The following is a 12,562-nucleotide window of genomic DNA, read 5'->3' on the forward strand; positions in this document are numbered from 1 at the left end:
GATCACCCATTTTTTCTTTTATATTTACCTAATATTTTCATTTTTCCTTCTACTTCACATAATTTTACTTTTATTTCTTTCTCATTCACCAAATACACATTATAACTATTTGGATTTTTTGCTCTAAGTGATGGAGATGAAACTGTACCTGCAGTTGCAAAAACACAACCTTCTAAATTCCATGAATATGGTACATGTCTATGTCCACAAACAACAAGATCCACATCGTATTTAACTAAAGATTCTAGAATATCACCAGCGTCAAGAAGTACATTTCTTTCTCGTCCTGTTTTTGGAACGGGGATGATATGATGATGCAAGGCTACAATTTTGAATTTATTTTTTGCTTTTTTCAATTCTTTTTCAAGCCATTTTTGCTGTTCTCTTCCTATCTTTCCACAATCTAAATCAGGTTCACTACTGTCAAGTCCAATAACAACAAACTTTTTATTCTTATTTTTAAGAACACCTGATCTTGGACCAATAACTTCTTCAAATACTTCATAACCTACGTGTCTAGCATCATGATTTCCTGGTACAGTTATAGTAGGTATAATCTCTGAAATTTCATCTAAATATTTTTTTGCTTCTATAAATTCCTGATAATAACCATTGTTTGTTATATCTCCACTTACAATAACTACATCAGGGCGGATGTTTTTAACCTGGTTCAGAGCTTTTTTTAATAATTTTTCCTTAAATTTGAATTCACCCACATGAAAATCTGAAAGGTGGGCAATTATCAATTAACTCAGCCTCATAATTGCTTCTGCGATGTCACCATTACTTTCTTTTAAGGCTTTTTCAGCCTCATCCCTACTAACTCCTGTTTGTTCCATAACAAGCTTAATATCTTCTTCAGGTATTTTTTCCTCAACTTTTCTTTCTTCAACTTTACCAGTCACTTGATATGTCTTTTGACCCATTAGATCCATCAAAGTTACACTGGGATTCTTTATAACAAGCTCTTTGTCATTCATTTTAATAATAACTTCATTAACACCTTTTAATTCTTCCATTTTCATTCCCATTTGCTTCATAACTTTTTGCATACGTCTCAACTGTCTTGGATCCATACCAGGTATCATTCACTCCACTCCTTTCTATTTTTTACAGCCACTCCTCTCTCAAACTCCATCATTTCATAGCTAGATAATACAGCTTTACCAAATGCGATTAATTCATCATCCTTATTAACAACTAAAACTTCGTCATTTGCTCTTATCTTTTTATCACAATCTATAATAAATTTGGCAAATACATTTCTACCAGCTTTTACGAATGGTTCTGCTTCCTCATTAACAACGACTCTATTTAATGGATATTCTCTATTTTCATGTAATTTTTTTGCTCCATCCCAAGTTAGTATTATAAACCCATCTGGTGGTCGTATAGTAGCTAAAAGAACATCGTCTTCATAAATATACCTTATTCTCCCAGTTTTTCTACTTCTCAACACTCTAATATTTCCATTAAATAAGGCTTCTCCACTTCCTTCACCAAATTGATAATCAGCCATTAATTTTACTATTTCTAGATCTTCAATTTTTGTTTCTATTTCTATATCATCTCTGTATTTATTTGATAAACCAAGATCAAATCTTTCATTTACAAGTTCATTGACAAGAACTTCTTCATATTCTTCAAACAAATCCTCAATTTTTTTAATTAAAAATTCTTTCATCTCTAAATCATAATTTTTTGGAACTTCGCATTGAGCAAGAGGATATAATTCATCTACGCCTAGAGGAATTATACAAAATGGAACATCCACAACAAAAAATTGGGATTCTTCTATAGGTTTACTAGAATTTCCTATACGATAGAATCCTTTAATTTTCTTAGGAATATTTCTATTGTATGGTTTACCATAAGAAGGTAACAATATTGCCCTACTCCTTTTTGGTAATTGTTTAATTTTTTTAAAATGACGATATATTTCCACACGTCTTAAACTTTCAGGGCCTAAGTAAAAGAATGCTGAAGGTTTTGTTACAGGATCATATTTTTCTATAAATTTTTTATATTTAAGAAGTTCTCTATAAGCATCTAAAAGTGTTGGATGAGATCTACATCTTTTTTCAACAAGTTCCATCAATGATCCATCATATATTGCCTGCCTAACTCTTCTCATCTCACTAAAACTTACATAAAGATTATGTTGAGATATCAATTTATATCTTTCATCTTTTTCCATTCTCCTCAATTCCTCAGGCGTATATTCTAGACATATTGGACATGTGCATGGCATTTCTTGTAAATCTTGGAGTTTATAAGTTCCATGTGGACTTAAAAATCTATCATCTTGTGCATATAACATATAAGCGGCTGAATCAAATAAATCACAGCCCATAGCTACCATCAATGCAAATAACATTGGATGCCCAGCACCCATAAGATGTATAGGACGAGAACGTGGTAAATGTTGAACTGAAGACATGACTATATTTACTATTGTTCTGTAATCATAAGATTCAAGTAGTGGAACAACAGCGCCTATTGGATGCACATCAAAAGAATATTTACTTAATTCCTTTGCACAACGGGCTCTAAGGTCAGGATATGTTGATCCTTGTACTACAGCATTAAGTAGCATATCTTTCCTATAATCTAAAGATTCTATAGCTCTTTTAATTGTTATGTCTAATTCTTCTTCTGCCCTTTTTCTACTAACATATGGTGGTGTGGGTATATCTAATGAAGTTCCAATATCTGAACCTATTTTTTCTTGGAACTCAATTATTTCTTTATTACTAACATCAATATCTCCATATTTAGAAAGTTGGAAAGAACCTGAATCAGTCATTACAACTCCATCAAAATCTATTAATTTATGTACACCTTTTTTAATTGCTTCTTCTCTAAGTTCTTCATCTCTGTAGATTATATATGCGTTAGTAATGACTATCTCTTTGTTAAATTTTTTTATGTCAAATTCTTGTTTTTTTGGATGAATAACTGGCATTAAGGTAGGGGTTTGAACTTTTTTATTTTTCACTGTAAATATGCCAATTCTTCCAAGTCCATCTTTTCTTTTTATTTCAAACATATAAATGTCACCTATTGAATGGTTTCTTTAATTTTTTTCAAGCGCTTACGCATCATCAATATTCTTTCCCTAGAATTCTTTGGACGTGGTTCATTACAACCACAGATACATTTATCAAACTGTGGACATACAATATACTTGGCCTCATAACTATTTATCTCAATCCCAAATTTCTGTGCATTTTTAATAGCCCTTGTATTTGCCTCAGCTTTCCCTAAATACAATGGAGTTCTAGCTGAGGAGGATAAATATTCCTTATGTCTTGCCTTCTTTCTTTCAATTTTTCTTCTCTTTAAAATTTTTTCTGCAGGATCATTTAAATTTGGATCTCTAAATGGTATTCCCACATCACTTAAGGCTATCATTCTTTCATCATCAACATTAAGTTGTTTTTTTATGAGGGAAGGATTTGGGGATGCTATAGTCCCTCCACGTTTTCTACCAAATATAGGACCTTCCCCTATATAAAATCCCACTTCAATCATCCCAGATCTTACTGGAGCAGCAGATGTATAAGTTGTTAAAATACTATTTTTATTCATAACCCTAATAACTTCATTGAAAAATTCAACAGTGTATAATTCTGGAGATCTTAAAGGACTATAAGCATCTAAAAATACCACATCATAATAATCAGATTTTAAATTTCTTATAACATCTCTTGCATCATTACAGAATACATTAATTTTTATGTTTTTTCTCTTGTCTTTTGTTTTGTTGTCAATTTTTTTCAATACTCCCTCTTCATAAAGTTTCTCTTTATATACAGTTTTAATAAGCTTGTGAGAATCTATGGGACTTGGTATTAACGTTGCTAACAATAATACTTCTTTTGATATTTCAATCATGTCTATTTTTAAATTATTTTTCTTTTTATGAATTAATGCAGCAGAATTATAACCCAATCCTGAACATATGTCCAAAACTTTGAGTTTTTCTTTTTTTAATACTTCAATAGGTTTAACAAATTTTTCAAATGATTCTGTAATTGCACCATGGATTGTATGCATCGTTTCATTAAAATTAGATTTAACTGTATATGAACCATCTTTAGTCTTAATTAAATATTTCATTAATTTACCTTTGACGTTGTAACCTTCTAGATACTTCTTCAGTAATTTGGAGACTCTACTGTCTAATTTCATATTTGTACCATAATTTTGTTAAAATTAGAGATTAATCAGTATTTCTTTTTCATCATCAAAATTCAGATAGCGAAATGTTCATCATGCTATTATAGTTTATATTAGTGAATTAATAATATTTTTTCAAATAAAACTTTTTTGGGGATTATAGTGATAATTTCTCATTTTTCAGTAAGTGACAAGATAACAATTTTAGTTGCTAGATGTAATTTTAAATGTAAATATTGTTTTTTCAAACCTTTTAGAGAGATAGATATAGATGTAGAAAAATTAATAAAAATCACTAAAAAATTAAGAAAGCAATTTAAATTAAATAAAATCATGATTGCAGGTGGAGAACCTACTTTGGAAAAGGACCTGCCCGAATTTGTAAAATTATTAAAAGAGAATAATTTTTATGTTATAATTTCAACTAACGGATATTATTTATGTGAAATGTTGCATAAACTAGAGGCAGATGAAATTCATATTGATTTAAAAGCATTGGATAACAAGATTCATAAAAAGTTAACAGGCTCATCAAACAAAAAAATTTTGAAATGCATTGAATACATAGGACTAAGAAAAAATAGGCTACCTTTTAGAGTAGAAGTATGTACTGTGTATATTCCTGGAATTGTTGAAATCAATGAAATAAGAAATATAGCTAAATTTCTTAGTAAGTGGGATTTACACTATAGGATAACTGGTCATGTGCCAGTTACTTTAAATGTTCGTAGGCCTACTAGAGATGAATTATTATTTGCTAAAAAGGAAGCTTGTAAATACCTATCTAATGTTACGTCTTCACTAGATTTTAAAAGACATAAACCTTCACAAATCAAGATTAATCCTGAGGAGTTGTGACTCTTTCAATAATTCTTTTACCTGCCACTACTTCGTCTACACTTTGAATTGATGCACCATATTCACTTATTGCATTTGTTATTTTTTTGTAGTTTAAATCATTTCCCTGTATTGTTACTTTTATTGTTTCTGTGTCTTTATCAACTTCCATAAGGCTTATATTTACGCCTTCTACTCCTTCAACCTTACTGAGATGTTTTGCAAAAACAGGGAGGGCTGGTTCATGGGGCTTAAGAACATCTAAAACTATCCGTATTAGACCTTTACTCACTTTCGGATTACCTCCCATAGAAGATTCTTTTTGGATATTATACTTTGTAACTATTGTCTATTATCGTTTTCCAATATATAAATATTTTTTGTTTTTAGATTTGTTAGTGAGGAAATTTATGATCTCAAAAATTCAATTAATGAATTTTACATATTTAAGAAGATCAATTGCATTTTTAACCTCAGATTCTAAATTTAAAGATAGATATGCTTTTTTACCCAATGAAAAACTTGAGGATAATATCATTTGTTTTTTGCCAATTAATTCAACCCCATTGACTGGTGTATGACCTACAACCATTGCATTACATCCAACTTTCTCTAGAAATCTATCTATATCAGAAAGTGAGTAATCACCATATCTATTCCAAATTAATTCATATAAGATGGGATCATCATAATCTTTAACTTTCATAATATCTTCAATACTTTCTATATATCTAGAAGGACCTGCATGGGAAATAAATACTTTGTTAGAGGTCCTAACAGCTAAATGAAATTTCTTAAAAAATGTTTTAAACTCATCTAATATTTCTTTCCATCCATCTCCAAATTTACTTTTCAATAATCTTTCAAACATTATTGTGAGATTTATACCACCTTTGTAGATGGGAATTCCTGTAATCACAGACCATTCATGATTACCAAGTAGAAGATATATATTTTTTTCGCTCTTAAGTAAGTCTCGAACTTTGTATATAATTTCGACAGATCCATCTTCCTTTAAATCCATTGCATGGATTAGATCACCTGTAAATACAAAATATTCGTGCTCACCACTTTCCCAAATTTTAATATATTTATTAAAATCTTTTAAATTTCCATGAATATCAGTAACTACTAAAAGCTTACCATTATTTGATAATTCAATTAGAGGATCTTTCATCAATACACCTTACTTCAGTTTTTGAAATTTCATCTAAAATTCTTATTGATTTTGATTTAACAATCCAAGCAATAATAACGTCAAAAATTACTGGAAACCACAAAATCTTTGAAATGTTTCGCAACAATGTTTGTTTGTAAGTTAAATCTTTTTCTTTAGATACAACCTCTAAATTTTGTAAATTTTTTCCAATAGTTTTGCCAAAATTTTTTTCAAAATATGTAAAGTATGCTAGCGTTATCGCTATCAATACTACAATCCAATAGTTATATATGGGATAAAGTTTGGATGCTACAATCAATGGGTAAAATATTAGAGCTAGTAGCCATACTATTATTGTAACAAATACTGCATCAATTACAAATGCAATAAATCTTTTTTTATACATTTTTGAACCTCAACAAACTCTTGGTACTGGATCAGCAACAGGAGTTTCCAATATTCTTTTTCCACCCACAGAAGTCTTAAGTATTACATGTTTGTCGTCTGTTACTTCTCCTATTATTTCAGCGTCCTTACCATGTTTTGTTTTTTTCACAGCTTCCAAAACATCCTCTGCTAAATCTGATTCAACTCCTATAATTACTTTTCCTTCATTTGCTACTTCATATGGATCTATACCTAACATTTCTGAGGCTGCAACAACTTCTTCTTTTATAGGTATTTTGTTTTCATATATTAACATTCCAACTCCAGATTTGGATGCCATTTCATTCAATGCATTAGCTAATCCACCACGAGTTGGATCTTTCATGGCTTTGACTCCACCAACATTTAAAGCAGCTTCAACCACATCCCATACAGGTGCTACATCAGATTTTAAATTTGTTTCAAATCCAAATCCTTCACGATGAGCCATTATTGCCATGCCATGATCGCCAACAGTTCCACTTAATATAATCTTATCCCCTACTTCTAATCCAGAATCTGGTTTTATTTCACCATTTTTTGCAATTCCGATGCCGGTTGTCGTTATTATTATATCATCAAATTTATTTTTCTCAATAACTTTAGTGTCTCCTGTGATTATTGAAATTCCTACTTCCTTACAAGTTTTATTCATTGATTTTATTATTCTCTTAAGATCTTTTTTTGGAAATCCTTCAGATATAACTAGAGCACTAGCTATGGCAAGAGGTTTTGCACCCATCACAGCAAGATCATTCACAGTACCTGAAACAGCTAATTTACCTATATCACCACCTGGAAAAAATATTGGATCTATTGTATGGCTGTCAGTAGTTACAACTATCTCACTTTTTCCTAATGGAATAGTGGCACCGTCATCTAACTCATCGAGCCCTATACCACCATTAACATTTTTATTTTCTAAATTAGATAGTATTATCTCAGATATCATTTTTTGCATCATTTCTCCGCCTGCGCCCTCTGATAATTTTATTTTTTCCATTTTACATCACCATTTTATTGTAAATAACCTGTTATTATGGAAATTGGATTATTGGCTAACATCATGGTTCCCCTATCTAAAATACGACCTTTGGAAATATTAACTTCGATTATCTCTGTTTTAAAGCCTAAATTTTGTAAGGTGTGCACAGCTTCAACTTTAGTCTCCAAAAGAATCGCAGTTATAACTATCCTACCATTTTCTGTAAGTTTTTTACTGCCAATATTCAAAATTTCCTGTAATTTACCTCCACTTCCGCCTACTATCATTACATCAAAATTTTTTAAATTTTTTAAGACTTCTGTTGCTTCACCATGTATTATGTTTACTCTATCTAATAAACCTTGTTTTTTGAGGTTTTTACGAGTTAGATTTATAGCTTTAATATTTTTGTCTATGGCATCAATTCTACCAGCCTTTTTTGCTAATTCTATGGTTATGGCTCCAGTACCACATCCAACTTCCACAACATAATCATTTTTCTTAATTCGAGCCTTACATAAAACCAAACATCTGATTTCTTCTTTTGTTGGGCCTGGTACATCCTTACTCTTCAATATCTCTTCATCACTTATCAAGCATTACACCTTCCCAACGTTTAAACAAATCATGTTTTATTTCCAAAATATCTAAAATTTTCCCAACAATGAAATTGATAAGCTCATCAATGGTTTTTGGATTATGATAAAATGCTGGGGCTGCTGGAAGAATTATACCTCCTTCCTTACAAATTTTTAACATATTCTCAAGATGAACAAGTCGTAATGGTGTTTCACGAGGTACAAGAATTAGTTTACGCTTTTCTTTCAATGCTACGTCTGCGGCACGTGTTAATGCATTGTCTGTATATCCATGTGCAATGGCTGATAAAGTTTTCATTGTACATGGGATTATTACCATTGATTCAAATAAAAAAGATCCACTGTTTATTGGAGCTGTTAAATCTCTATATTCAAAATAATAATCACTTTTTTCTTTTAAATCATTTACAGACAATCCAAGTTCATATTTCAAAATTTTTTCTCCTATTTCACTTACTATTAAACCTGTTTCTTTACCAACCTTATTAAGCACTTCTAAAAGTTTTACAGCATATATGACCCCACTGGCACCTGTAATACCTACAATTATCATTCAAATCACTCTAAATTGAAATAATCGTTTAATTCAAATTTTTTAAATTTACTAAGCTCTTCCTTAGGAACATATAAACATATTTCTGCATGATCAAATTTGGCGTTTTCTAATGCTTTCACTAATGTAGAAACATCTGATAAATATGCTATGTTATTATACTCATCTACAACTTGTATTTTTGTTTCATCAAGACGTGGATATTCTGGCATGCTTACTATCACATAATCTCTATTTTCAACCTTCATATCCTCTGCAATCTCTTCTTCAATTTTTCTAATCTTTCTATCATCTATTTCAAAAACCTTCTCTGGTTTTGATAAATTTGCTAATTTTATAGAAGATGCAATTTTTAAAAGATTTCTACGATCTAATCTATCTATAATATCTTCTGCTATTCCATTCTTTTGTTTTCTGCAAATTGCAACAATATCAATATCATCATACCTGTATATTTTCTTAGGATCAATAATACCATCAGATACTAACTTTTTTAAAGCTTTACCAAACATCGCATTTGCAATTCTTGTTGTATGATGTTGGTAAACAGTAGGATACATGAAATATCGTGCTAACAATGTTGATTCTGCAGCCTGAACTCCTTTTTTATCAAGAACTATATTTTTTTCAATCCTCATACTCGAAATAAGTCTTTCAATGTCAATTATTCCATATGCAACGCCCGTGTAATAGGAATCTCTAAGAAGATAATCCATTTTATCAACATCTAATTCACTGGATAGCATCTGCCCAAGAATGCCCTTACCTTTAATTACATCGGTTATTTCTTTTACTTGGAATTTTTCACGTAAAATGTCTGCTATAACTGATTTTTTAATTACTTTCACTGTTAAATCCTCATGAGAATATCCTAATATATTTTCTGAAACATGAGAAAATGGACCATGGCCTATATCATGAAGTAAGGCAGCTATACGAACAATTTCTTTTTCTTCTTTACTTAAATTAAGACTTTCAGCTAATGAAGATGCAAGATACAAAGTTCCTATTGAATGTTCAAAACGGGAATGATTTGCTCCAGGATATACTAAGTAAGAAAAACCAAGTTGTTTCACTCTTCTAAGTCTTTGAACAGGGTATGTATCAATTATCTTAATTTCAAAATCATCTAATTTTAAATTTCCATGGATAGAATCTCTAATAAATTTCATTTTATTTATATATCTCTTTTTTTGTAAGGCCTATTTTATTTTTAACGACGTCAATAAGTTCTTTGATCGCATCAAATGCTTCATACCTATGTTTGCTTGCTACAGTAGCCATAAATATACTGTCACTAACTCTTAGTTTGCCAACATGTAATATTGCATTTATCTCTACATTATATTTTTCTTCGATTTCTTCAATGGCTTTAATCAATAATTCTTCACTTTTTTCATTAGTTTCCACAATAAGCTCCTTAACACCATTTCCTCTAACTATTCCATCATAATAGATAAGACAGCCATATTTTTCTATATTAGGACTATTCTTAGCAATTTTTATTAAATCATTTATAGAATAAGTATTTTTTTCAGCTTCAGAAATCTTTACAAACATCGCATTTAGCCCCCTCTTTCTTTGATAGGTGTTTTAACCTTTCAACACCTTTTATTTCTTTTATAACCTTTACAACTGACTTAGGAACTAACGATTCCCAATCTTTTCCCTCTAACATCCTTCTTCTAACCTCTGTACCTGAATATACGTCTCTATAGTAAAGAGGAGGAGAAGAAACTTCATATCCTTCCTCCAAAAATAATCTTTGTACTAGTGGATTTCCACTATATACTTTGTCAAAGGGAGGTGTCAACATTTTTACATAAGATACCCATATAGAATTACATGCAATATCTGGAACTGGAATAATGTAATATTTAGATGCAGGAATATTATTTTCATTCAAGGCTTTGGTAAGCATCATAATCCTTTCACCAGCTGTGAATGGGTTCTTTAAAGTATGACTTAGCTGTGCACTACCAATACAAATGATAATTTCTTCAACTTCCTCTAAAATCTTTTTTATTACTTGTATATGACCTTTGTGCACAGGCTGCAATCTTCCTACCATTAATCCTCGCATACTTAACACCTCATGTAAATTTTTGGAGGGTTGGAATTGATAAAAATAGTGAATCTTTCAAAGACATATCCAAATGGAATAACAGCGTTAAAAAATATTAACTTAGAAGTAAAAAAAGGTGAAATTTTGGGTATAATTGGAAAAAGTGGAGCAGGTAAAACAACACTCTTACGAATTCTTCGTGGCGTTGAACCATTTGATAGTGGAAAAGTCAAAATTGATGATGTTGAAGTCTCACATGATTCTAATGTTCATGAACGTACAAAACTTAAGAGAATTACAGCCATACATTTGCAAAGAACATTCGGATTATGGTCAGAAACTGCAATAGAGAATGTTATTAGGAAGTTATATGCAGCTAAATTTGGTGATGAAACTACAGTTAATATGGATGAAGTATATGATGAATTTAAGGATGAAGCTTTAGAATTGTTAGATGCTGTGGGATTAAAACACAAGGCTGAACATTTTGCTCCAGTTTTAAGTGGTGGAGAAAAACAACGGCTCATAATTGCAAGGCAGTTGGCAAAAAAACCTAAAGTATTACTTCTCGATGAACCAGCTACTATGGCATGTCCAAAAACAAAACAGGAAGTATTAGATGCTATTAAGAGAGTAAATGAAAAATTAGGAATAACAGTTGTTTTAGTTTCTCATTTACCTGAGGTTCATTATTATCTTGCAGATAGGGTTGTGTGGCTTGAAAATGGAAAAATAAAAGATGAGGGAGACCCTGAAACGATAATAAAAAAATTTATGCAAGGTATGGAACCTGCAATTCATATTACACCTAAAATTGGTAAAAAAATCATTGAAGTTAAGGACATTAAGAAAAGATATTTCCTTGTTAGAGGCGGTCTAACTTTACAGATGAAAGACATAAATTTGGACATTAAAAAAGGTGAAATAGTGTCAATTATAGGTCCAAGTGGAGCTGGAAAAACAGTTCTTCTGAGAATTATAGGTGGTTTAGAATTTCCAGATAGTGGACATGTTAAATTTAGATTAAACGATGAATGGGTAGACATGCATAAACTAGGAATTAAAAGGATGGGAATAAGAAGAAAAATGGGATTCATGCATCAAGAATTTGCATTGATACATCATGCAACTATTCGAGATCAAATTGCTGCAAGGTTGGGTGTTAAGGGAGAACATGTAGTTGCAGAAGCAAAAGAAAGAGCAGAAAAACTAGGTATAAGTGATAAGGTACTTGACATGATATATCAGCTAACAGACATGCCAGAAGATGAAGCTAAATATCTCCTTGAAAAAATAGGTCTAAGTCCAGATATTCTTGAGAAACTTTTCCCAAAATTTCCATATAAGGAAGTTTTAAAATATGCAAAACCTGTGTTTAAGGCATTGAAATTACCTTTAGATATTTTAGATATGAAATCTTATGAGTTGTCAGGAGGTCAACAGGTTAGGGCAGCATTAGCTTTAGTTTTAGCATCAAAACCAGATGTTGTAATTTTAGATGAACCTTTTGGAGATTTAGATCCCATAACTTTAAGGTCTGTTTCAAACTCCCTAAAAAGAATCAACAAAAAATTTAATACTACGATTTTGATGGTAAGTCATCATATGGACTTTGTTAAGGAATTAAGTACTCGGGCCATTATGATGGAAGATGGTAGAATAGTGATGGATGATGATCCTGAAGTAGTTTGTGATGAATTAATAAAGAGAAGTCATGCAAAATATTTGGAGAAAGTTAAGGCTTTGGAGGTTTAGT

The 12,562-nt window shown here is 30.9% G+C and carries 15 protein-coding genes; 2 read left to right on the top strand and 13 right to left on the bottom strand.

Features of this window, described 5'->3' with window-relative positions:
* Positions 1 to 2 precede the first annotated feature (2 nt).
* From ACZ5LY_RS05180 to ACZ5LY_RS05195, 4 genes are read right to left on the bottom strand one after another with little or no spacing between them, the layout of a single operon-like run.
* A complete protein-coding gene (locus tag ACZ5LY_RS05180; RefSeq protein WP_013414342.1) occupies positions 3 to 746 on the bottom strand; it encodes a metallophosphoesterase family protein in 744 nt (247 codons plus the stop codon).
* A complete protein-coding gene (locus tag ACZ5LY_RS05185; protein ID WP_013414343.1) occupies positions 747 to 1,088 on the bottom strand; it encodes a nascent polypeptide-associated complex protein in 342 nt (113 codons plus the stop codon). It lies immediately after the preceding gene.
* Positions 1,085 to 3,049, bottom strand: coding sequence for a tRNA guanosine(15) transglycosylase TgtA (tgtA, locus tag ACZ5LY_RS05190; RefSeq protein ID WP_013414344.1), 1,965 nt, complete (start codon positions 3,047 to 3,049; stop codon positions 1,085 to 1,087). The genes ACZ5LY_RS05185 and tgtA overlap by 4 nt, the downstream gene beginning before the upstream one ends.
* A gap of 11 nt (positions 3,050 to 3,060) precedes the next feature.
* Entirely contained in the window at positions 3,061 to 4,194 is a 1,134-nt protein-coding gene (locus ACZ5LY_RS05195; RefSeq protein ID WP_464577248.1) for an MnmC family methyltransferase, read from the bottom strand.
* A gap of 150 nt (positions 4,195 to 4,344) precedes the next feature.
* On the opposite strand from ACZ5LY_RS05195, the gene ACZ5LY_RS05200 reads away from it, so the two are divergent.
* Complete coding sequence (locus ACZ5LY_RS05200; protein WP_013414346.1) at positions 4,345 to 5,040, top strand: radical SAM protein; 696 nt, start codon at positions 4,345 to 4,347, stop codon at positions 5,038 to 5,040.
* Here ACZ5LY_RS05200 and ACZ5LY_RS05205 read toward each other — a convergent pair.
* The 9 genes from ACZ5LY_RS05205 to ACZ5LY_RS05245 form a co-directional block, all read right to left on the bottom strand.
* The gene (locus ACZ5LY_RS05205; RefSeq protein WP_013414347.1) at positions 5,021 to 5,311 is read right to left on the bottom strand and encodes a DUF211 domain-containing protein; all 291 of its coding nucleotides are present in this window, start codon (positions 5,309 to 5,311) and stop codon (positions 5,021 to 5,023) included. The two genes, ACZ5LY_RS05200 and ACZ5LY_RS05205, sit on opposite strands and share 20 nt — an antisense overlap.
* 132 nt (positions 5,312 to 5,443) lie before the next feature.
* Positions 5,444 to 6,196, bottom strand: coding sequence for a metallophosphoesterase (locus ACZ5LY_RS05210; protein WP_013414348.1), 753 nt, complete (start codon positions 6,194 to 6,196; stop codon positions 5,444 to 5,446).
* Positions 6,177 to 6,584, bottom strand: coding sequence for an RDD family protein (locus ACZ5LY_RS05215; RefSeq protein WP_013414349.1), 408 nt, complete (start codon positions 6,582 to 6,584; stop codon positions 6,177 to 6,179). The genes ACZ5LY_RS05210 and ACZ5LY_RS05215 overlap by 20 nt, the downstream gene beginning before the upstream one ends.
* A 9-nt stretch (positions 6,585 to 6,593) precedes the next feature.
* Entirely contained in the window at positions 6,594 to 7,607 is a 1,014-nt protein-coding gene (gene hypE, locus ACZ5LY_RS05220) for a hydrogenase expression/formation protein HypE (RefSeq protein ID WP_464577251.1), read from the bottom strand.
* Positions 7,608 to 7,621: 14 nt separating this feature from the next.
* Positions 7,622 to 8,185, bottom strand: a complete 564-nt coding sequence (gene cbiT, locus ACZ5LY_RS05225) for a precorrin-6Y C5,15-methyltransferase (decarboxylating) subunit CbiT (RefSeq protein ID WP_013414351.1) — start codon at positions 8,183 to 8,185, stop codon at positions 7,622 to 7,624.
* Positions 8,175 to 8,741, bottom strand: coding sequence for a UbiX family flavin prenyltransferase (locus ACZ5LY_RS05230; protein ID WP_013414352.1), 567 nt, complete (start codon positions 8,739 to 8,741; stop codon positions 8,175 to 8,177). The genes cbiT and ACZ5LY_RS05230 overlap by 11 nt, the downstream gene beginning before the upstream one ends.
* 5 nt (positions 8,742 to 8,746) lie before the next feature.
* On the bottom strand, positions 8,747 to 9,913 hold the full coding sequence (locus tag ACZ5LY_RS05235; protein WP_464577254.1) for an HD domain-containing protein: 1,167 nt from the start codon (positions 9,911 to 9,913) through the stop codon (positions 8,747 to 8,749).
* 1 nt (position 9,914) lies between these two features.
* Positions 9,915 to 10,301, bottom strand: coding sequence for a molybdenum cofactor biosynthesis protein MoaE (locus ACZ5LY_RS05240; protein WP_013414354.1), 387 nt, complete (start codon positions 10,299 to 10,301; stop codon positions 9,915 to 9,917).
* A complete protein-coding gene (locus tag ACZ5LY_RS05245; protein WP_013414355.1) occupies positions 10,282 to 10,824 on the bottom strand; it encodes a nicotinamide-nucleotide adenylyltransferase in 543 nt (180 codons plus the stop codon). The genes ACZ5LY_RS05240 and ACZ5LY_RS05245 overlap by 20 nt, the downstream gene beginning before the upstream one ends.
* A 36-nt stretch (positions 10,825 to 10,860) precedes the next feature.
* Between ACZ5LY_RS05245 and ACZ5LY_RS05250 the strand changes: the two genes are divergently transcribed.
* Positions 10,861 to 12,561: an ATP-binding cassette domain-containing protein gene (locus ACZ5LY_RS05250; protein ID WP_464577257.1), complete on the top strand. Its 1,701-nt coding sequence runs from the start codon at positions 10,861 to 10,863 to the stop codon at positions 12,559 to 12,561.
* Position 12,562 lies beyond the last annotated feature (1 nt).

Source organism: Methanothermus sociabilis, assembly GCF_055392295.1.